A 22,416-nucleotide genomic window follows, 5' to 3' on the forward strand; every position below is an offset into this window, starting at 1 on the left:
TTTGTTCAATTTAATACATGTTCCATGAATATCTCTTATAGCTGGCTTAAGCAATATATCGATATCAACCTGAGTACATCCGAAGTTTCCAGGGTTCTTACAAGTATCGGCCTCGAAGTGGAAGCAGTTGAAACCGTCGAAAAGATTAAAGGCGGACTCAAAGGCTTTGTAATCGGCGAAGTGAAGACCTGTGAAAAGCACCCGGATGCTGATAAACTTTCGGTTACTACTGTGGATGTGGGTGAAGAACATCTGCTCAATATCGTGTGCGGGGCACCCAATGTGGCCGCCGGACAGAGGGTTGTAGTAGCAACAATCGGAACTACCATTTACAAAGGCGAGGAAAGTTTTCAGATTAAGAAAGCCAAAATAAGAGGTGCTGTATCAGAAGGAATGATTTGCGCTGAAGATGAGATAGGACTTGGCGACAGTCACGACGGTATTATGGTTCTTCCCGCTGATGCACCTGTGGGAAAACCAGCTGCCGGCTATTTTGGAATTGAAGCCGAAACGATGTTCGTGATCGGACTTACGCCAAACCGCATTGACAGTGCTTCACATTATGGAGTGGCAAGGGACCTGGCTGCCTATCTTAAAAAAGATATGGCCATTTCATTAATCCGGCCCGATGTATCTGCCTTTAAAGTTCAGAATAATACGTATCCCGTGAAAGTCGAGATCAGGAATGCCAAATCCTGTCCCCGTTATGCCGGTGTGAGCGTATCCAGTGTCAAAACCGGTCCTTCACCAAAATGGCTGCAGGACAGGCTGCTGTCAATAGGAATGAATCCGATTAACAATATCGTGGATGCTACCAATTTCGTTTTGCATGAACTGGGACAACCTTTGCATGCCTTTGATGCTGACGAACTGAGCGGGAAAACAATTATTGTTCAGAACCTGCCTGAAGGTACGCCTTTTGTAACCCTTGATGGCACCGAACGGAAGCTGTCTGCAGAAGATCTTATGATTTGTGATGCGGAAAAGCCCGTAGCCATCGGAGGTGTTTTTGGCGGACTGCATTCGGGCGTCACAGCTAAGACAACCAATATTTTCATTGAGAGCGCCTATTTCAACCCGGTTTCAATCCGAAGAACATCCAAACGTCACCTGTTGAATACCGATGCTTCATTCCGGTTTGAACGCGGTGTTGATCCCGAAGGAACTCTGTTTGCGCTGAAACGCTGTGCTTTACTCATTGCTGAAATTGCAGGTGGTGTGATCTCGTCTGAAATAGTGGATGTTTATCCTGAACCTTTTAAACCAGCTCAGATAAAAGTCAGTTATGCCCATATCGACCGCCTTATCGGGAAAAAAATAAATCACGAACTCATTAAATCCATACTGCTCTCGCTTGATTTCACAATTGTAAATGAAAATGCAGAAGAACTCTCCCTGATTGCGCCTCAGTACCGTGTTGATGTTACACGTGAAGCCGATGTCATTGAGGAAATCCTGCGGATTTACGGATATAACAATGTGGAAATATCAGGTCAGCTAAATACAAGCCTTTCATTCAGCAACAGGCCTGACAATGAAAAACTGGTCAATATGATTTCCGAATATTTATGCGGGGCCGGTTTTACCGAAATCATGAATAATTCACTTACCCATGCCGCGTATTATGAACCGCTGAAAACCTTTCCCGCAGAAAATTCTGTCAGGATTATGAACCCTTTAAGCAATGAACTGAATGTGATGCGTCAGACGTTGCTGTTTGGCGGACTTGAAACGATCCGTCATAATACAAACAGGCAAAGGCCGAATTTGCGGTTGTTTGAGGCAGGTAACTGCTATTTCTTCAATGCTGATAAGGGCAAGAGAAATCCCCTGGATAAATACGACGAGCATTTCCAGTTCGCATTATTTCTCACCGGCAAGAAACACGAACCAAACTGGATATCAAAAGGCGAGAGTTCGGGCTACTATGAATTAAAAGCATCGCTTGAGAATATGCTGGATAAGCTTGGTTTCTCAAAAGATCAGTTTCAGGTAAATGGCATTGAAGGTAAAGCCGATCTCTATGCCGGAGGCTTAAGCTACAGCATCCGGGGAAAACAGATTGCCGAATTGACTGTGGTTAAACAGTCGCTTGTGCGCCAGTTTGACATTAAAAATGATGTGTACTTTGGTGTGGTTTACTGGGAGGACTTAATAAAGATGAGGGGTGAGCACAAGGTTCAGTATGCTGAACTTCCCAGGTTCCCCGAAGTCAGGCGCGACCTTGCTCTCCTGGTGGATAAGTCGCTCACCTACGATAAAATAAAAGACCTTGCTTTTAAAACGGAAAGTAAAATTCTGAACCGCGTGGATCTTTTTGATGTGTATGAAGGCGAACAGGTTGGCGAAGGACGCAAGTCGTACGCTGTGAGCTTCATTTTGCAGGACAAGGAAGCCACATTGACGGATGAAAGGATTGACAGGACTATGAACAGGCTTATGGATGCTTACAGTCGCGAGCTGGGAGCAATAATCCGGAAATAAATGGAAAATATCAAACTCATCCGGGGTGATATAACCCTGCTTGAAGTTGATGCGATTGTAAATGCAGCAAACTCTTCCTTACTGGGCGGCGGGGGAGTGGATGGAGCTATCCACAGGGCGGCCGGACCGAAACTCCTTGAAGAATGTCGTTTGCTGAAAGGCTGTAATACCGGTCAGGCCAAAATAACAAAAGGATATAATCTGCCGGCCCGGTTTGTCATTCATACGGTAGGACCGGTTTGGCATGGAGGAACTCATAATGAGGCCTTTCTGCTTGAAAGTTGTTACCGGAACAGCCTGGATCTGGCGGTTGAAAAAGGTTTAAAAAGTATAGCATTTCCTAATATAAGTACCGGGGTTTACGGCTATCCAAAAAAAGACGCCGCCATCATTGCCATTGACTCGGTTCGTTCCTGGCTTTCCCGTCACACCGGCTTCCTGGTTACTTTTGTTGTTTTTGATGTCGAAAATTTTGAGATCTACAATGAAATCCTTTGCTATTAGTTTTTTGGTGTCCGCTTTATTGACCGGCGGATCTCTTGCATTTTCACAGGATGATGAATGCATGGTGCTGAAAAAGCATACAGCACCCGTGAAAGCGGTGGCCTTTAGTGAGGATGGAAAAATCGTTGCCACCGGGGGTGAAGACAAGTCGATCATGCTTTGGGATGCCGGAACAGGGAATCTTCTGTCAACCATTCATACCAATTGCAATGTAAAATCAATCGAATTCACCGAAGAAGGAAACCTGCTTGTGGCATGCGGCAATAATGTGGTGTTGATGGACCAGAAAGGAAGCACCATCCGCACATTTGCCGGATATACGACCGATGTATGGAGTTTCAGTTATAATAAACCTTCAGGCCGTATTGTTGCCGGATCGTATGCCAGTGCGATAAAAGTCTGGAATTTTGCATCTGCAAAGCTTGCACTGACCCTTACCGGTCATGAGAAAAGCTGCCTTCCGGTTTGTTTCAGTCCCGATGGAACTCTGATTGCCAGTGGATCGCTCGATCGCACAGTGAGAATCTGGGACGCTGCCACGGGAAAAGAAAGGTCAAAGCTGGAAGTACATTCCGGAAATATTTTTGCACTCGATTTTCATCCTTCGGGAAAATACCTGGTATCCTGTTCAGCCGATAAAACAATCCGGTTATGGGATATTACATCGGGTAAAGTGATCCGCACTTATATTGGCCATGAAGCCGCTGTTTTTGATGTGAAATTCAGTCCCGACGGCCTTCACCTGATCAGTTGCGATGCCGGAAATACAATAATATTATGGGAAACGGCAACCGGTAAAAAGATATATACATTCAACGGGCATTCAGGTGTGGTTAATGCAGTAAGGTTTAACAAATCGGGCATAGCCATTGCATCGACATCGGATGACAAAACAGCGCGGATCTGCAAACTCGATAAAAAGATCTTCCTGGCGGGTTCTTATTATGAAAAGGAAATAGAAGAGCGGATTGCCGCATCCGATTTGTTTGCACCCAAAGGAAGCAATGAAACAAAGCAGGATTATTCCGCCCGCCAGGCTAAAGCCAATGAATTCCTGGATGCGTTGTATGATGAGTATTACATCAAGTATATTGAAATGCTGAAACAAATTCCGGTGGAATCACCGAATTAAGAACGATGCTGGATGCTGGATAGCAAAGGTACGTCATTGCGAGCGCCGGTTCCTACGGTGCGAAGCAATCTGCCCGAACAGGCAGGGCAACGCAAAGAGTCACATTATGCTGAAGGCTGTCTTGGTCAGGCTCTTCCGGTGCGGGCAGATTGCTTCGTCGCTTATACATCCTGCTATAATCAATTATAATTTATGCTCCTCGCAGTGACGGCTTTTACTAACAGACTAACAGACTACAGACTAACAGACTACAGACTAACAGACTAACCATGAAGAAGACAAAACGGGTAGCATTGGTAGCCCACGACAACCGCAAAAGAGACCTGCTCGAGTGGGTCGACTGGAACTGGGAAATTCTGATAGAACACGATCTTATCTGCACAGGCACAACTGGCACACTCATTGAAAAGCTGTTGCTTGAGAAAACCGGACTGGCGAAAAAAGACAAGATCAGGCTAAGGAAATTGAAATCAGGACCACTTGGAGGCGACCAGCAGCTCGGGGCTTTAATAGCCGAGGGAAAGGTGGACCTGGTGATATTTCTCTGGGATCCGATGATGCCCCAGCCGCATGAAGTGGATGTAAAAGCCCTGCTAAGGATCACGGTGTTATACAATGTTCCCACAGCCTGTAACAGGGCTTCAGCCGACTATATGATCTCATCCCCGCTCATGGCTTCAGATTACAAACCCGCTGAAAATGATTTCAGTGAGTATACTAAAAGGAAATTAAGTCTGTAATGTGCTGATATGCTAATATGCTAATGTGCTAATTTGCCCGGTTATTAGCACATTAGCACATTAACTCATTAGCATATTATTTCAGTTCAGCCAACGCGTTTTTCATGCGTTTCATCGCTTCCACAAGCTTCTCGTCAGAGGTAGCGAAAGAAATTCTTATACAGGCGTCATCGCCGAATGCATCACCCGGAACGGTGGCAATGTGAGCCTGTTCGAGTAAATAAAGGCAAAGATCCGTTGAACCTTTAATTACAGAGCCATTGAAACTTTTCCCGTAATACGCATCCATTTTTGGGAACACATAAAAGGCTCCATCCGGGTCATAAACTTTCACGTTGGGCATTTCCCTCACCAGTTTAACCACAAGCTCCTTGCGGCGCTTAAATGCCTTGTTCATTTCGGCAACGCAGCCCTGATCGCCTGTAAGCGCGGCAGTTGCAGCCTTCTGTGATATGGTGGTCGCGCCGGTTGTCGTCTGTCCCTGCAATTTATCGCATGCCTTGGCAAGCCATTGCGGTCCGGCCATGTAGCCAATTCGCCAGCCGGTCATGGCATATGCTTTTGACACTCCATTGATAAGCACTGTGCGCTCCTTCATATCGGCAAACTGGGCGATAGTCTCGTGGCCTCCTATGAAATTGATGTGCTCATAAATTTCGTCTGAAATAATAAACACCTGGGGATGTTTAACCAGTACGTCGGCTAATGACCTGAGTTCGCTTTTTGAATATACCGCTCCGGAAGGATTGGAAGGCGAGCACAACAAAAGGGCCTTTGTTTTCGGGGTCAGTGCAGCCTCAAGCTGGGCTGCAGTAATTTTGAAATTATCCTTATATTTTGCTTCAATAACAACGGGCGTACCCTCGCACAGCTTAACCTGCTCGAGATAGCTAACCCAGTAGGGTGCGGGAATGATCACTTCATCCCCTTTGTTTACGAGCGACATCATGGCATTGGCCAGGGAGTGTTTGGCACCACATGAAACAATGATCTGCTGCGGAGTATAATCAAGGTTGTTTTCCTTCTTGAATTTCTCGCTTACGGCTTTAAGGAGATCAGGGTAACCGGGTACAGGGGGATAGAAGGAAAAGTTGTCGTCAATGGCTTTTTTGGCAGCATCTTTTATGTGATCAGGTGTAAAAAAATCAGGTTCACCAACACTGAGGTTAATTACATTGATTCCTTTTGCCTGAAGGTCACGACTCTTCTGGTTCATGGCAATGGTAGCAGAAGGCGACAAACTGTTCACACGATTTGAGATGCTTTCCATATTCAATAAAGTTTGAAGTTTGAAAATTGAGAATTATTCAATGATTCAGTAACCAGGTTACAAACCATTTTCCGTTTCCAAAAATAAACTATTCAGCTAAAATTCATTAATATTACTTTGTTATATTTTTCAAGAAATTATGAGCGTTCAAACCTTGCTTGAGATACTGAAATACCTGCTTCCGTCGCTGGTTGTATTTGCCACCACTTACTTCCTTGTAAAAAAGCATTTTGAGAACGAAGAACGGATCAGGCGACAGGAAGCTGTGCTGAATAACCGACAGATGATAACCCCTTTGCGGTTGCAGGCCTATGAAAGAGCCATACTTTTCCTCGAACGTATTTCGCCTGAAAACCTGATTATGAGGGTAAACCGGCAGGGCCTGAATTGCCAGCAGTTGCAATCGGAAATGCTGCAGGCTATCCGTTCAGAATACGAACACAACCTGACCCAGCAGATTTATATTTCACACGGAGGGTGGGAAATGCTAAAAATAGCAAGGGGCCGCACCATTCAGCTGATCAATACCATGACTGAAAAAGTGATGAAAACAGCACCGTCCATCGAATTAAGCAAAGCCATTCTCGAGTCGATGGTGGATATTGAAAAAACACCCACGTCCGATGCCATTGCGTTTTTGAAAAAGGAAGTGGAACAGTTGTTTTAGTAGCCCCGGACCTTTAGGCCGGGGAAATTAATATTGAAATATTCAGTACAATGTAACCACGGGCCTGAAGGCCCGGCGACTATGGTTATTGATCTTTATACCCCGGCCTGAAGGCCGGGGCTATTAAAAAGCTACAGCAATTCAATACTCCTCTTCACAAACTTGTTCAGGTCTTCGCCTTTCAGCATGTTGTTTGAGAGCAGGGCTATATCTATCAACTGTTTCACAATTTTGTTCTCCTGGCCGAATTTTTTCAGAACGCCTTGTTTCTTATCTTCAAATTCGGTGATTTTTTTATCCAGTTCGGCAATCCTGTCCTTATCGGCCTGAGCTATTTCCTCATCCTTCTTGTCCTTGTTGGCTTTATCCAGTTCAGCCTTATTGTCAGCCAGCGGTTTCAGTTTTTCACTGATCTTTTCAAGATCCTTGCGGCACTTCTTTTCCATTTCTTCCTGGATACGGAGTACGAGCGGGTGGTTTGAATTGATCACCACATTGTACTGATCGGGCATTTCGCCATAGAAACTCATAGGTCCTCCGCCAATCTGCGACATATCTTTCATACGGCGCATGAACTCCATCTGGGTGATAAGCACAGGGGAATCGTTTTCAGAAAGGCTTTCAAAGGCTACAGAGAAGTGTGATTTACCTTCAGGAAGAAGACTGTTAAACACAGGCCGCAATTCATTCTGCTGTTCGGCTGTCAGTTTCGATTCCCGCTTTTCATCCTTTTGAATGATATTCTCAATAATATCGCTGTCTACCCTTACGAAATGGGATTCCTTGAATTTCGTTTCAAGCTGGTTGATGAAATGCATATCCAGGTGGCCGTCCATCACAAGCACATCATATCCCTTGTTGCGTGCGGTTTCGATGAAGCTGAACTGGCTCTGTGTATCGGTTGTATAAAGGTAAACGAGGGTCTTATTTTTATCTTTTTGATTTTCTTTGATAAGCTTTTCGTATTCTTCAAAAGTGAAATACTTATTTTCAGTGTTCTTCAGCAGGGCAAATTTCGACGCCTGGTCATAGAATTTTTCCTCCGAGATCATGCCGTATTCAATGAAAAGCTTCAGGTCATCCCATTTCTTTTCAAACTGTTCCCTGTCGTTTTTAAAGATGTCCTGAAGGCGGTCAGCCACTTTCTTGGTGATGTGGCCTGATATTTTTTTAACATTGGAATCGCTCTGCAGGTAACTACGCGATACGTTAAGCGGGATATCCGGTGAATCAAGGACTCCATGCAGCAGGGTGAGAAATTCAGGAACAATTCCCTCAACCGAATCGGTTACAAAGACCTGGTTGCTGTAGAGCTGGATCTTATTTTTCTGAATGTCAAAATTACTCTTTATTTTGGGGAAGTAAAGAATTCCTGTCAGGTTGAACGGGTAATCGACATTAAGGTGGATATTGAAAAGTGGCTCTTCGGCCATAGGGTATAGTTCCCTGTAGAATTCCTTATAATCCTCTTCCTTAACGTCAGCCGGTTTTTTAGTCCAAAGCGGTGTCGTATTATTAATGATCTTATCTTCATCGAGTTCAACCGATTTGCCGTCTTTCCATTCGGTCTTTTTGCCGAATGCAATAGGAACGGGGAGGAATTTGCAGTACTTCCTGAGGATGCCTTCTATACGGGATTCTTCAAGAAATTCTTCGGAATCCTTGTCAATATGCAGGATAATATCGGTTCCTCTTTGCACCCGTTCGGTATCTTCAAGCTTATAGTCAGGAGTGCCATCGCATTCCCATTTCACTGCTTTTAAACCTTCCTTGTACGATTTGCTGATGACTTCAACCTGTTCGGAAACCATGAAACTGGAATAGAATCCCAGTCCAAAATGACCAATTATACTGGCAGCCTGGTTCTTGTATTTTTCAAGGAAATCTTCGGCACTTGAGAAAGCAATCTGGTTGATGTATTTATCCACTTCTTCTGCCGTCATGCCTATACCCTGGTCGGAAATCGTCAATGTTTTTGCTTTTTTATCCAGTTTAATCCGGATTGTGATATCTCCCAGTTCGCCTTTAAAATCGCCCATATTGGCAAGGGTTTTCAGTTTCTGGGTGGCATCAACTGCATTTGAAACAAGTTCTCTCAGGAAAATTTCATGGTCGGAGTACAGGAATTTCTTGATAATAGGAAAGATGTTTTCGGTGGTAACACCAATTTTACCTGTCTGCATGATTTATCGGTTTTAAAAGTTCGACATCAGTTTTTTCAAGTCTGCGATAAACAAACTTTATGCCGATGAAAATGAACTGTCAAATAGTCAGGTTGGATGCTGGCCAAGAGCACGTCATTGCGAGGAGCTTGCGAAGCTTGCGACGAAGCAATCTGCCTGCACAGGAAGGACATTACAAAGAGCACCTTTTTTCCGAAAGGCTGTCTTGGATAGGCCCTGCCTATTCAGGCAGATTGCTTCGTCTCATTTACACCCTTCTATAATCATTTACGAATCACGCTCCTCGCAATGACGGCTTCACTAACAGACTTACAGACTTACAGACTAATTCCTCACATCCACATTCTGCCTCAACTCCCAAACTCCCTTATCAAATGACAGTCCGTCAAATGAAAGATCGGGGCCGTAATACTGGTAATTGCCCTGGAAGGAGGGGGACGAGGAAGCGAGGTGATCAAAAACGATCATATTCATTCTCTTGTTCCAGGTAAGGCTCATCCTCACTTTTGCAGAATATTCAAAAATTATACGGTTAACAGTTTGTCCGTTCGTATGGAAAATGGGTTTTCCGAAAAAAGGAATATCATTCTGAAACCACAATACATCGATTATTTTCCGGCTTATGAAAATACTACGGGGATCATAGCCCAGCAACAGGTATTGGTTATCCGCCTTGCCCTGGACAATTTCATACACGAGGCATCCGGGCCAGTTACCCGCATCAAGCTGTTGGATAGCAGGTTTCGCTATTGTTTCGTTCTTATCGGTAAGCCTGAAGACATCCGTTTTGCCGGATTGATTCCTATGGATCACAAAGCCATAATACAGGTTGGTGGCATCATTCCGTACCCAATTCCAGGTAATTACCCGTACCTTTTTATCTTCTGAAGTGATCTTGCCCATGAACTTAATGGAAGTAAATGGATATTCAAAAGCATTAGGTAATTGGAATACCTGGTTCAGGATATCCGCAATTGAATCATGAACCGCTTTGTTGTGTTCATCCGAAGCGGCAGGTGAAATGTGGCTGTAGAGTTTAACAACCTGTGCCTCATAGCCAGGAAGAGTATTCTGACTAAAAGCAGCAAGTGAAATAAAAAGGAAACTGAATATCAGAAATTCTTTTATCATGTGTTTGAATTAAGAAGCGTAGTTACAAACTACGCTTAGCATTGGCAGGAGCTGCTGGGCGAAGTCTCCGACTTCGTCTTACCGTATTATAGTCTGGTTAAAAACCACGTATAGCCGGTTTATTATTTCAAACTTCTAAACCCCTAAACCGCTAAACCGCTATTTAATGATTAAGTTAATATCCTTCAGCAGTTTATCCTTATACGATTTGCCAATAGGTATGGCCTTTGCACCTTCCTGCGTTTTAACAATAACCGAGTTATCTTCAATAATATTGATGCGGCTTGTATTCACGATGAATGAGCGGTGAACCCGGGTGAACTTATTGGCTGGCAGTTTGGTTTCAACAGCCTTCATAGTGAAGTGGATGGTAAACTTCTCGTGAAAAGTATTGAATATCACGTAATTTTCGAGCGCTTCAACCCACAGGATATCTTCATATTTCAGTCTCACAAGGGCTGAATTCTTCTTGATGAAAATTTCGTTTTCCTTGGTATCCACCTTATTTTTAAAGCGGATATTGGCTTTATTGATTGCCTTAAAAAACCTGCTGTAAGAGATAGGTTTCAGAAGGTAGTCGGTAACGTCATAATTGAAAGCATCGAGGGCATATTTTTCCTTCGATGAGATGATGATGATCTGGGGAGGATTGGTGAGCGTTTCAAGAAAATCGATCCCGCTCATTTCAGGCATCTCAATATCAAGGAAGATCATATCGATATCTTCTTCGCCGTTGAATGCATTAATGGCATCGACGGCGTTCTCATAGGATGCAAGGAGCCTCAGCTGATCAGTCCGTGAAATAAACTCTTCGATTATCCGTCTGGACATCAGGTCGTCATCAATGATTATACAATTCATAAGGGGATTGTTTCGTCAAAAAATAAAGGAAATTGGTCAAATATTATCACATCAAATATATGAAAAAATCCATTCTGAAAGTCCGGAGAAAGGAAAATCAAAATTCTTTCTTATTCTTTTGGAATTGCTCCAGGAACGCCTTTTCGATGAGATGTGATTTCCTGATCGAATTCCTGAGCCAGTCAAGTTTTATTTCCTGTTTTTCTTCATCGGTAAGATGCCACGAAATGGAGTTATCCCGGTGAAGGATGCTGGTGAGGTGATGGATGCAGATGGCGGCAGTGACCGATATATTGAGGCTTTCGGTAAAACCGGTCATGGGGATCCGGATGAATTCATCAGCCATATCAAGGGCAAGCGGGGACAGACCTTTTAATTCGGTTCCGAACAGCAGGGCGAATTTTCCACGTGTTGTATCGAAGTCCCGGAGGTCGGCGCTTTTTTTATGGGGGCTTGTAGCTACAAGGCGGTAGCCTTTAGTTTTCAGGTCCCTGAGTGTATTCGCTGTATTGTCATCAAACTGGTTATAACGGTTGATTGAGAGCCATTTAGTGGAACCCATGACCACATCGGGATTAATGTGGTATTCATTTTTATTTTCAATGATATGGATGTCCTGGATACCGAAGCATTCGCAGGAGCGGAGGACTGCGCTGGCGTTGTGGGGTTGATAAATATCTTCGAGGACCACGGTCATGTACCGGGTGCGCATATTCAGAACGGTGTCAAAAAGCTGAAGGCGCCGTTCGGATACAAATTGGGACAGATGGTCAACGAGGGCCCTGGTCATCGGATGTCAAAAAAAAAGGGAGCAGTAGTGCTCCCTTTAAAGAATTTAATCAGCGTTATTTTACAACGTTTGATAAGTCAGCACCAGCTTTGAATTTAACAACTTTCTTGGCAGGAATCTTAATTTCTTTGCCGGTCTGTGGGTTTCTTCCTGTTCTTGCACTTCTCTTGGAAACCGAGAATGAGCCAAAGCCTACGAGGGCAACACGGTCACCTTTTTTCAGAGCCTGGGTAGTAGCTTTTACGAATGCATCGAGAGCTTTTTTACCGTCTGCCTTGGTTAAACCTGCATTTGCAGCAATGGCGTCGATTAATTGTGCTTTGTTCATAACAAAAAATTTTTTAGGGTTAGTAAATTTTCAAATTTCCTATACAAATATAAAGGATTTATAATGGCTTCCAAATTTCGGACCTGAAAAATATTCAACTATTTACAAAAAGTTGTTAATAACTATCTCAGTATTTAAAGAATTTTCCGGATAAAATCTCAAGTAAAGGTTTAAGTCGTATATATAAAATATCAGTAAATCAATAATATAATAAATTTGACGATAAAAGTCTCTTAAAAGGTAGATTATCAGTGAGAAAGCGACAAATTGTTGAAATTATTTTCAATGAATACGGGCCAATCAAAGATTTTTATCCATGAGATGCACAAAATGTTAAATTATTTGTAATTTTGCAGCCCCAAGGAGGAATGGCAGAGCGGTCGAATGCGGCGGTCTTGAAAACCGTTGTCCGCCTTCCGGTGGACCAGGGGTTCGAATCCCTTTTCCTCCGCCAAGTACAGATGCAACAAGATGAATTACCCCGTAAAACGCTGATTTTATGGGGTTTTTTATTTTTACGAACAGCAATGAAAAGCATTAAAAAGCATCTTATTTGTGGCTTATCCGGTGGACATTTTTAAAAAATTTTACCTCCACCGAATAGAATGTAATTCATTGTAATTCCGTTTATTGCACCTCGTGAAATGCTCCCTTGCTTGTAACTTTAAACCAGGTTATTAACTTAAAAAAGGTGGACAAAATGGTGGAGCGTGTAAGGTTCGCAATTATGTTCTACATTAAGCGAACAAAGCTTACAGTGCGGGGCGAATGCCCTGTTTATGTAAGATTAACCGTAAACGGTGAGCGAATTGAGTTTTCAATGAATGAAACGATCCCTCCGAAACTATGGGATAGCAACACACAACGAGCCCTGATATCGGAGAAAACAGGAATCGAACTCAATGAATCGATCCAGTGTGTTATCGACAAGCTCAGAAACTGTAAAAGAACTTTAGAGGACAGTCTAAAGCCTGTGACTGCCAGAAGTGTCAGGAACCTTTATTTTGACTCTGACAATACCTCAGTCTATTTATTGGACAAATTTACCGAGCATAATATAAGGTGTGAGAAATTGGTTGACATCGACATCCGTTATGGAACTTTGGAACGATACCGCACGGCCTATAAGCATGTACAAGAGTTTATTAAGTACAAATATGGTACGGCTGATGTACTATTTTCAGAAGTTAACTATCAGTTTCTCAGGGACTTCGAATTTTACCTGAAGACCGAAAGGAAATGTGCTAATAACACAACCATGAAGTACATCAGGAACTTTCATAAGATTATCAAAATCGGATTGGCCAACAATTGGATTAAAGAAGATCCATATGCTAGTTTTAAGTATAGGTTTCAGGAAGTAAATACTTTTTTTCTGGATGATGATGAGTTGGAAAGGTTAATGAAGAAGAAATTTAACATACCTCGTTTGGAACTGGTTAAGGATACCTATGTTTTCTGTTGTTTCACCGGATTGGCATTTTCCGATGTCAAAACAGTGACCCGCAACAACCTTATGAGTATAGATGGGATTACCTGGCTATATAAGAAGAGAGTAAAAACGGATGTGGAAAGCAGGATTCCATTATCCGCCGTTCCCCTCAAACTAATAGAAAAATATAAGGAGAATCCCATCTGCATAATTAAAGGAACGTTGTTACCAGTCTTATCCAACCAGAAGATGAATGCTTACCTAAAAGAAATCGCCGATTTGTGCGATATCAAGAAGCCTCTTACCACACACTCAGCCAGGCATACATTTGCAACCACTGTAACTATAGCAAATAACATGTCCATAGAAAGTGTTTCCAAGATGCTGGGTCATACCTCAATAAAAATGACACAGCGTTATAGCCGGATTGTAGATAAGCTTTTAAAAGAGGATATGCAAAAACTCGCCGGAAAATATGATTACTAATTGATCTTTCAACCTTAAATCTTAAACCAATGATTACCATTTTTATGACCAAAAAAGACTCACATGACGTTCTGGAAATCAAGGACATTCATCCTCTAGCAACTGAACGAGATCAATGGTATGGCACGAACCATCAGACTTTCTTTTTTAGAAGGGAAGATAAAAATTTAGGCTACTGTGACCAAAAAAAAGTAAAGTCTTTCAAAACCGACCTTAAGTCTGAGGCTTTATTGTGTGCCAGCAATTTCAAAAGGACTTATCGATATACTATCATTGTTAAAAGGCATAAAGGTTATGAGCAAGACTTGAAGCAAAAGAAAGGATTGTAAAGGAATTCAATAAACGGGGATGATGCATCGCCAATACCATGCTAGGAGTATACTCCTACATGATGATGGGTCGCGCGTTCGAATCGCGCCGGAATCACTTTACCCCTCGATCAGGAGGGGTTTTTTTATTGTCATATCCGATCATCTTCAATCACGGTAAGGCTTTCCTGCGATTTGCCTCAACTTCTCAAAAGATCATTTGTTGCCATTTCATTACATTTTTTTGATACCTGTATGTTACCGCCCTAAAACGGTAACACAAAAACCATCAAATCCACGCCCTGATATGAGTTAACAGTTATTTAAAATCACAAAAAACACAAACATTTATGAAAACAGTTTTTTATTCATTGGTATTCAATCGAAAGAATGAAAAGTTAAAGAACACAGACGTATCTTTAATTCAGATTTGCGTTTATTTTGATGGTAAGCGCCGATATATCTCAACTGGCATTCGTGTTGAAAAACAATATTGGAGTGAATCTCGGAAAGAAGTTGTCAAACATCCAAAGGCCCTGGAATATAATAAGGTACTACGTCAAAAGCTCTTGGCACTTCAGGATTACGAAATAGAACTGACAAGCATAGGTCAGGCCTTTAATCTGGATTCTCTCGACAGTTTTCTCGAAGGTAAAGACTTTAAAAGTTTCATTGACTATATGGAACAGGAAATTACAGCCCGCCAGGGTATTTCAGAAAGAACTCGGTCACATCATTTCGTTACTCTGAGAAGGCTAAAAGAATTTGGTAAGATCAAACTCTTTCGAGATCTTACCTATGAGAATATTTTGGAATGGGATCGTTCCATGCATCGAAGCGTTTCTATTAAAAAGCAAGGTACAATATATAACCAGCATATAATTTTAAAAATCTATATCAATTCAGCCATTGCCTCTAAAAGATTCGATCCTAAGGATCATCCTTATCTGAATTTTAAAGCTAAAAAAGGCAATAACACTTATGACCGCAAATATCTTACTGAAGAAGAATTACAGAGAATGGAAGAATGCCAATTTGAAGGTACTGCTGATATGGTTCGTGACTTGTTTCTATTTTGCTGTCTTGCTGGACTAGCATATTGCGATGCCTTCCAGCTCTGTGAGGATGATTTCAAATATGAAGAAGGCCATTATTTTATTGACAAGGATAGGAATAAGACAGGAGTTTAGTCGTTCGTCATGGTTTTTGCTAAAGCCGGAGCTATAATTGAAAAGTGGAAAGGATATAAAAAAGGGCGGTTACTTCCATATTTGTCCAACCAAAAAATGAATCAATGGCTGAAAGTAATAGCAGTAAAAGCTAATATCAATACTGGCAGGTCCTTGACCACACATGCCGCCCGTCATACGTTTGCAACCACAGTTGCTCTCTCAAATGGTGCGAGCATGGAATTAGTTCAGTCTATGCTAGGCCATAAGGATATCAGGACAACAGCTATATATGGTAAGATTGTAAAAAAAAGACAGATGAGCGAAATGATTAAGCTGAAAGAAGCCGTAGAGCCTTCGATGGAACCTAAATAAAGAAAAACGGCGCTAATTTTAGCGCCGTTACCGAACAACCCAAGATGCCATCCATTATAAACCACTATACATCAATGTTTAATAATTATGAATATGGGTGCAGTACGTACCTAAAGTTGGATATGGTTTTAAGTGAAATTATGCATGGAATCTATTTTATTTAATCAATTTGTAGGTCAAGCGTGTCAATTTCTTACTTTTGATATTACAATTTTATTAGTTTTCGCCATGCCGTCATTACATTGGATAGGGAAAGAAAAAGTAATTAATCATCACAGAGATGTTCCTTTCAGAGTTCTTGAGCACAAATATGGGATGGGACTGTCCTTTTGCTTATATTCTTGCTTCATTAGCAGATAAATCTTCCGCTGTTGATGTAGAACAAATACTCGGTCGAGTTTTAAGGCAACCATATGTTATAAAACATTCTGCCTTATTATTGAATGTCTCATATGTACTTACTGCGTCTGCCAAGTTTAATGAAACCTTACAAAACATTGTTCTTGGTCTTCAATCATCCGGTTTTAGTGAAAAAGACTATAGGCAAAAAGATAATATGCCATCTGAGGAAAAGAAAAAGACAACAGTAAATCAGTTAGATGCTTTTCTTTTTCCTGAGCAACATGAATCTAATATTGCGAAAATTGATGAGGACGAGATAATCACCGAAAGGATTTCATTTAATTCCGAGCCATCAGATGATGAGAAAGTGAATATTGCCGTAAATGAAATTCAAAACATTGCGGAAAACGAAATATCAATAGTAGAACATAATATTGAAAAATTAAGTCAACAGCCGATTGATGAAAATATATTTCAGGAAATGGGTGAAAAAGTCAGACGATATAGCATGAATGATGCTAATAAGGAATTAGCATCAAAAATTAAACTTCCACAGTTTTTCATGGATATTCCACGCAACGATTTATATGGATTAGATAAGGCCTTGCTTAACCAGGAATCTTTATTAAAAGGTTTCAAGCTGAGTACTGAAGATTCTAAAATATCGTTTGAAAACATCACATCCGATTTATATAAAGTAGATGTCGAGTTAATTAAAAAAGATGAGTATGCTCCTCGATTTACAAAAATTGAAGATGCGGTCATCAAAGATCCTATGATTGAATATATTCTATCAAAACCCAAAGATGGCCAAGTAAAAGATATAACACATCAGATCGTTCAACTTATTGGTGACATGTATCCGATACCAGATCAAGAAATCCGGATGTATATAGAAAGAGTATTATGCCAACTAAATATTGAACAGTTACATGACGTTTTACTTAGAAAATGGAGCTATTCAGACAGAATTAGGGCTAAAATAAAACAACATGCCGATACTTATGCCGAAAGTATTTTCAATGATATGATCAAAATTCGAAAGATATATGCTGAACCATTTTGGCATTTTTCTGAGGAAATAGTCCCTGGCGTATTGGGAGCCTCCATCGGGAACTCATTATATGAGCGTGAAGGAGCTATGAATAATTTTGAAACGACTGTAATAACTGATATCGCCAGTTTATCAAATGTGGCATTCTGGCATAGAAATCTTGGAAGAGGTAAGGGTTTTTCCATAAATGGTTTCAAATCAAATCATTATCCAGACTTCATAGTCGTTACAAAATCTGGAAACATTATTCTGATTGAAACTAAAGGCGATGACAGAGATAATACTGACAGTCTAGCGAAATGTCGTCTTGGAAATCGATGGGCAGAATTATCAGGAAAAGGATTCTTTTACTTCATGATTTTTGAACAAAAATCAGTTGAAGGTTCGGTTAATATTAGCAAAGCAAAGGAATTGATTAAACAACTCTAAGTTAATTGCTTGTGTTTAGTTGGTAACAAACTCAAACTTGTGTGAGAAACTTTCTCCAATAGTAGCCAGATCGCTGAAAAACCTTTCATTGTTATGTGATGTAAACTCTGAATTTCCAAGAAGGAACAATGTGAATTTTATAAATTCACTTGGGTAAGGAAATTTGTATAAACTAAACCGAATATCATCAGATCTATATCCGAAATGTATATGATAAGTATTGTGATAATAAGGGGCCGGATTTATTGTATCCATGTCAAAACGAAAATAGGTCATGAAGGAATCAGGTTCTGGAAGAAAAGCAAGTGTTCCCTTAGTAATAATCCTATTCTCTTCTCTAAAATATACTTGTATTAAAGCTTTCCCCGAAACTGCCAAACTATATTGGTTGTTATTAATGACCCATTTAAAATACTCATCATAAGTATAAAATGATTCTTTAGGAACATATGAATGCCATGTCAGTTCATTATTCTTTAAACAAAAGAAAGGGTTCTGAAGGTCATACTTTCTGAAATTAGCATTATAAATACGCTCTAAATTGCTGTAAAGGGTTTTTGTAGAACTCATAATCCCAATTTCTTTTTAAGAGCTGCCTTTTCTTCATCACTTAAATTTATAGCGGCATCTTCTAGGGTTAACAAATCGTTCAATGCTCTTGAACCTTTCTTTTTTTCCTGAAGTCTTCTGGCATGCTCTTCTTGACTGAGTTTTTTTGCTACTTTATTTGGATCAGGAAATTGGAATCTAAACTGTGGTATGAGACCTTGAGTTGTTTTAATTTCCGAAATTGCCCTTTCCATATCTTGTCCAACGCCTGTAATTCTGCACCATCCTTTTGAACGACTTATGGAAGTGAATGCCCTGTTTCTTGCATAAACAAAATCAAGATAATCATAAAGATAATCGAACCCCATTATATAAACGATAAACGCCTCATTTCCCTTAGCCTTATAAACTGTAGAAAGAGTTACAAATCCTTTTTCTCCAAATTTATCTCTATCCACTCCTCCAACCCCTGGAATAATACTTGGAATACCTCGTTTAAAAAGCAGATTTTGTAATGGAGTAAAAACTCTTTCGATTCTTCGATGATTGAGTGAAATTACAATGATATTCTCCGGTTCTACACCTTCGGAATTCACATCGTGTACAACTTGATTGGCTATCCAGCTTATCTCCTCATTACGATTGGCAAAAGTTTTGTAAAAAAGAATCGGTTGTTTCCCATTATATGATTCATTTGCCAAACTAATGCTGTTTTGTCTTGGTCTTTCAATAATTATTTCTTCTCCAATAGTCTTAAATTCACCTTTAAGAACTTCATATCCAATAGCATTCCATACTTGCTTATCATCAATGACCTGCATGTAGCCGTCAGAATTGTATAATCCAAGGCCCATACTATGTGCTACCATTAATATTTCAAGTGGATTTCGATATGATTTGTTTAAAACGAAATCCATTTCAATATTTCCATCATAGGTTCCTTTACTAAAATCAACCTTTTTGCTTCCATCAGCATTATACCCGAAAAGTTCACCTGTATCAGAGACTGAAACTGCATTTAAAGACTGCAATTCATCATACGCAAAAATTATTCGTTTTGGATTTTGAGTCAGTCTATAAATTAATTGATAGAAACCCGAAGGAAAATCTTGAGCTTCATCCATCAATACATAGTTATATTCTTCAGTAATTTCTTTTTTTAGAGCTTCATTACAGACATATTGCAATGGATCATCAGGGTTAAACGATTCTGCAATATTAAAGGGCATAAACTCAATTGAATTCCTTAGACATGCTCGTGAGTATACTCCTTCTTTCGCCTTACCTCCCCAAGAATGTAGTATTAAGAGCTTATTCCAATCTGGATCCTTTTCCTCAGTATCACGATAAAACTTCGTTATTAAATCACGAATTTGATTATATAAGCTTTGCGTATGAAAAGTGTAAAGGATTTTTTTGTCTGGATATCGACTATGAAGGAACGCTGCTTTCATTGTTAAGATAATAGTTTTCCCTGTACCAGCCATACCCCGAATTCTTTGAGGGCCGTCAGGAATTTGAATAGCTGCGGCATGTTGCTGTTTATCCAAATAAGCTATTTTAGTATCTATTAGCTTGATGGCTTCACCAATTTTTTCTGCTTTCGATCCTTCAATTATTTTTTTATAATTATTTAATCTTCCTGCCCCTTGTGAAACAGAAAGAAAAAGTCCTTTTAGAATTTTATCCTGGATATTTGATTGAGATTTCCAAAACTTATCGTATGAATGATCAAGATAATCATTAAACAACATTCCTTTGATTTCTTCGAAACTTCCGAATTTCCTAATAAAGTCAGATTTGTGAATTAGCGGAAAAATAATATAAGTGTTTATTTTGATCAAGTTTCGTAATTGCCGATACTTATCGTACTTGGCTTGTAGATTAATCTTATAATCTTCAAGTTTTAAAAATGGGGCCTCAACAGTCTTACCATTTATTTCCCATTCATCATTGTTTATTTTAGTTATTTGTTCTAGAGTAATATGTGAGAGTATATCAAAGGCACATACACCTTTGGTTAAATCTATTAAAACTATGTCTGGTAGATGCGATTCAAATCCGCCTGCAATAGGATACTTATAATAACAATACCCTTTACTATCTCGGGCAATGACCTTGAATCTTTCAAACAGGTTCAAAGCTCCTTCATTGCCTTTAATATCCGTTGATGTTATTAAAAACTCCATTTTAGATTAAAAATCTTGTTTATAACCATGGTAGCCCAGTAAAATTATAAAAATATTTAACCACTAACAATTTAAGAACACCTAATTTACGGACAAATACCGGACAATTCAGGAAGTTAAAAAACAAAACCCCTTGAATTTCAAGGGGTTCGTTTTACCTGTTTGTGGTGCCACGTGAACAAAGAAATGAGGCTAAGAGGAAAGTTTAAGGTTACTTTTCCCTCTTTCCAAGTATTAAACATTAAACTTGTTTGGTAGAAGTTTTTGCAGTTTTGCATCGGGTGAGAGGTTCATAAGGTACTCTCACCCTTTTTTATGTCATTACTATCAGAGTAATTCTCTAAGGAAACTAAAGTCATAAAACCTTCCAATGTATACCTTCGATAAAATTTCATAAATCCCATAAAAAATATATAGGATAGAGCACCTGAAAATAAAAGTAGAATCTGGCTTTTTAGACTGAAGAAATCAACAAATACGATCCCTCGGCATATTATGCACCAATGAAGTATAATTGCTAGAAAACATAGAGTCCTATGAAAACCATAAAGTGCAACATAGTTATACATTTTATTCTGATGAGTCTTTGAATGTTCATAAGTATAATGAAGAATAATGCGATAAAAATCAATGTTTGAAACATCTCCAAATTCTTCTAAACCCCTATATCCGAGGTGGTTAATAAGTGCTTTTTTCTTTTCCCTAATAATTTTAATTAGAAAATCATCCAATTGCTTAGTGTATATATCTTTGGCTTTAAGTAGATTACCAACGAATAGATCAAAGATAAAAACTGGATATATCAAGAAAACAACCAAAATTCTCCAGACTTTTTGTCTTTTTAATTCTCTTTTGCCCCAGAAACCATCATGGTTCATTTTTAATAAAAATTTTGATGGGTAGCCATATTTCCATACAGAGTATTTCTCGACAGATATTGAGGAAATAAAACTCAATATGTGTCCTAAAATGTATGATCCAATAATAAAGGGTAGATAATAACCCACTGATTCAAGATTTAAGCCATTCAACACAGATGATATCTCAATTTCATTATAAGAATACAATTGAAGGATCAGGATATACAAATAGATACCAGTAGCTCCTGGAATGAAATATCCCAGGAAATCATACAGTGAAAATGGGTTCTGTTTAATATTCATATGTTATTATTTTGATAAGACTTGGTCTTATATGTAATTAAAACATTGTCTCGCCAAATCAAAAGGGCTCAGTTTGGTTTCTCTTAGTAAATTTAGTGCTTCACCAATTTGATAATATATTTTTTTACGTTTAAAATCATGTCTAGTGATTTTTAACTGACTTACTGTGTGCTCATCTTCTAAATTAAAGCTATCAATAAAAACTATACCAATTTTTCTAACTCTTTCAAGCCGTTGAATAACCTTTAAATAGTCTTCATTCGTAATTTTAATTGGATTTTTGAGTTGTTCTTTGTAATCACAATAGAAACCGTCCTGTCTGAAGATATCAACATTTGAAAACCAAATGAACTCTTCCTTAAAAACACCTATTTTCTTCTCAACATAAGGTTTAAGATAATCTTCTATATAGCCATGTAATGCCTTAAGTTTGTCCAAAAGTGTAACCAATTTTTTTGGGTTCTTTCGAATCTCGCTGATAAATTTTAACAGATCGTCTCCAAGTACGCTAACTACAAACATTGCAAATGCAATGAAATATCGAACTTTATGGTTTCTAAATATTACATTTATGCCTTTTATGCTTCTAAAATCAAAACCTTTGCCATCAAAAAACAAGATGAGAGCTTTAATTAATTCCTCAACACTAATTATTGCCATTGAAGTTGCACTACCAAACTCTCCTATTTCAGCTAATTTGCTAGCCGCGGTCCATTTTTTTTCAGAATTTTCAAGTATATCCCGATAAACACTAAGACATTCCTTCTTTGATATAGTAAGAAAAGTTTTACTCATATATGTTAAAAAGTGAAATGTTCGATATTTTATGT

The 22,416-nt window shown here is 39.5% G+C and carries 20 protein-coding genes and 1 tRNA gene; 11 read left to right on the top strand and 10 right to left on the bottom strand.

The features are described from left to right. Positions 1 to 24 precede the first annotated feature (24 nt). The 4 genes from pheT to VK179_10680 all read left to right on the top strand — a co-directional run bounded on the left by pheT (position 25) and on the right by VK179_10680 (position 4,860). Positions 25 to 2,484: a phenylalanine--tRNA ligase subunit beta gene (pheT, locus tag VK179_10665; GenBank protein ID HLO59196.1), complete on the top strand. Its 2,460-nt coding sequence runs from the start codon at positions 25 to 27 to the stop codon at positions 2,482 to 2,484. Continuing rightward, positions 2,485 to 2,988 carry an O-acetyl-ADP-ribose deacetylase gene (locus VK179_10670; protein HLO59197.1) on the top strand — a complete coding sequence of 168 codons (504 nt, stop codon included), beginning with the start codon at positions 2,485 to 2,487 and terminating at the stop codon, positions 2,986 to 2,988. Further along, a complete protein-coding gene (locus tag VK179_10675; protein ID HLO59198.1) occupies positions 2,969 to 4,120 on the top strand; it encodes a WD40 repeat domain-containing protein in 1,152 nt (383 codons plus the stop codon). Before VK179_10670 ends, VK179_10675 begins: the two co-directional genes overlap by 20 nt. A gap of 269 nt (positions 4,121 to 4,389) precedes the next feature. Then, on the top strand, positions 4,390 to 4,860 hold the full coding sequence (locus tag VK179_10680) for a methylglyoxal synthase (protein ID HLO59199.1): 471 nt from the start codon (positions 4,390 to 4,392) through the stop codon (positions 4,858 to 4,860). A 76-nt stretch (positions 4,861 to 4,936) separates the two neighbouring features. Here the strand turns inward: VK179_10680 and VK179_10685 are convergent, their stop codons facing one another. Beyond that, complete coding sequence (locus VK179_10685; GenBank protein ID HLO59200.1) at positions 4,937 to 6,130, bottom strand: pyridoxal phosphate-dependent aminotransferase; 1,194 nt, start codon at positions 6,128 to 6,130, stop codon at positions 4,937 to 4,939. 139 nt (positions 6,131 to 6,269) lie between these two features. Between VK179_10685 and VK179_10690 the strand changes: the two genes are divergently transcribed. Continuing rightward, a complete protein-coding gene (locus VK179_10690) occupies positions 6,270 to 6,797 on the top strand; it encodes a hypothetical protein (protein HLO59201.1) in 528 nt (175 codons plus the stop codon). Between the two features lie 131 nt (positions 6,798 to 6,928). On the opposite strand, the gene htpG is transcribed toward VK179_10690, so the two are convergent. The 5 genes from htpG to VK179_10715 all read right to left on the bottom strand — a co-directional run bounded on the left by htpG (position 6,929) and on the right by VK179_10715 (position 12,090). Beyond that, entirely contained in the window at positions 6,929 to 8,980 is a 2,052-nt protein-coding gene (gene htpG / locus VK179_10695) for a molecular chaperone HtpG (GenBank protein HLO59202.1), read from the bottom strand. 324 nt (positions 8,981 to 9,304) lie between these two features. After that, positions 9,305 to 10,111 carry a hypothetical protein gene (locus tag VK179_10700; protein HLO59203.1) on the bottom strand — a complete coding sequence of 269 codons (807 nt, stop codon included), beginning with the start codon at positions 10,109 to 10,111 and terminating at the stop codon, positions 9,305 to 9,307. Positions 10,112 to 10,270: 159 nt separating this feature from the next. Then, positions 10,271 to 10,972, bottom strand: a complete 702-nt coding sequence (locus VK179_10705) for a LytTR family DNA-binding domain-containing protein (GenBank protein HLO59204.1) — start codon at positions 10,970 to 10,972, stop codon at positions 10,271 to 10,273. Positions 10,973 to 11,069: 97 nt separating this feature from the next. After that, a complete protein-coding gene (locus VK179_10710) occupies positions 11,070 to 11,762 on the bottom strand; it encodes an RNA methyltransferase (protein ID HLO59205.1) in 693 nt (230 codons plus the stop codon). A gap of 55 nt (positions 11,763 to 11,817) precedes the next feature. Then, the gene (locus VK179_10715) at positions 11,818 to 12,090 is read right to left on the bottom strand and encodes an HU family DNA-binding protein (protein HLO59206.1); all 273 of its coding nucleotides are present in this window, start codon (positions 12,088 to 12,090) and stop codon (positions 11,818 to 11,820) included. Between the two features lie 362 nt (positions 12,091 to 12,452). Here VK179_10715 and VK179_10720 point away from each other — a divergent pair. The 6 genes from VK179_10720 to VK179_10745 all read left to right on the top strand — a co-directional run bounded on the left by VK179_10720 (position 12,453) and on the right by VK179_10745 (position 17,685). Continuing rightward, a tRNA-Ser gene (locus VK179_10720) sits at positions 12,453 to 12,544 on the top strand. Positions 12,545 to 12,790: 246 nt separating this feature from the next. Further along, complete coding sequence (locus tag VK179_10725) at positions 12,791 to 14,008, top strand: site-specific integrase (GenBank protein HLO59207.1); 1,218 nt, start codon at positions 12,791 to 12,793, stop codon at positions 14,006 to 14,008. 29 nt (positions 14,009 to 14,037) lie between these two features. After that, positions 14,038 to 14,337, top strand: coding sequence for a hypothetical protein (locus VK179_10730; protein HLO59208.1), 300 nt, complete (start codon positions 14,038 to 14,040; stop codon positions 14,335 to 14,337). A 329-nt stretch (positions 14,338 to 14,666) separates the two neighbouring features. Further along, positions 14,667 to 15,506 (top strand): phage integrase SAM-like domain-containing protein, encoded by an 840-nt coding sequence (locus VK179_10735; GenBank protein HLO59209.1) that lies wholly within the window; start codon positions 14,667 to 14,669, stop codon positions 15,504 to 15,506. Between the two features lie 9 nt (positions 15,507 to 15,515). Beyond that, on the top strand, positions 15,516 to 15,860 hold the full coding sequence (locus tag VK179_10740) for a tyrosine-type recombinase/integrase (GenBank protein ID HLO59210.1): 345 nt from the start codon (positions 15,516 to 15,518) through the stop codon (positions 15,858 to 15,860). Positions 15,861 to 16,140: 280 nt separating this feature from the next. Next, entirely contained in the window at positions 16,141 to 17,685 is a 1,545-nt protein-coding gene (locus VK179_10745) for a hypothetical protein (GenBank protein ID HLO59211.1), read from the top strand. Between the two features lie 15 nt (positions 17,686 to 17,700). On the opposite strand, the gene VK179_10750 is transcribed toward VK179_10745, so the two are convergent. The 4 genes from VK179_10750 to VK179_10765 all read right to left on the bottom strand — a co-directional run bounded on the left by VK179_10750 (position 17,701) and on the right by VK179_10765 (position 22,381). Further along, positions 17,701 to 18,255 carry a hypothetical protein gene (locus VK179_10750; protein HLO59212.1) on the bottom strand — a complete coding sequence of 185 codons (555 nt, stop codon included), beginning with the start codon at positions 18,253 to 18,255 and terminating at the stop codon, positions 17,701 to 17,703. Then, positions 18,252 to 20,423, bottom strand: coding sequence for a DEAD/DEAH box helicase family protein (locus VK179_10755; protein HLO59213.1), 2,172 nt, complete (start codon positions 20,421 to 20,423; stop codon positions 18,252 to 18,254). Before VK179_10755 ends, VK179_10750 begins: the two co-directional genes overlap by 4 nt. A gap of 290 nt (positions 20,424 to 20,713) precedes the next feature. Further along, positions 20,714 to 21,586 (bottom strand): hypothetical protein, encoded by an 873-nt coding sequence (locus tag VK179_10760; protein ID HLO59214.1) that lies wholly within the window; start codon positions 21,584 to 21,586, stop codon positions 20,714 to 20,716. Positions 21,587 to 21,613: 27 nt separating this feature from the next. Next, entirely contained in the window at positions 21,614 to 22,381 is a 768-nt protein-coding gene (locus VK179_10765) for an AbiV family abortive infection protein (GenBank protein HLO59215.1), read from the bottom strand. Between the last annotated feature and the right edge of the window lie 35 nt (positions 22,382 to 22,416).

The sequence above is a fragment of the Bacteroidales bacterium genome (assembly GCA_035299085.1).
GTDB lineage: Bacteria > Bacteroidota > Bacteroidia > Bacteroidales > UBA10428 > UBA5072.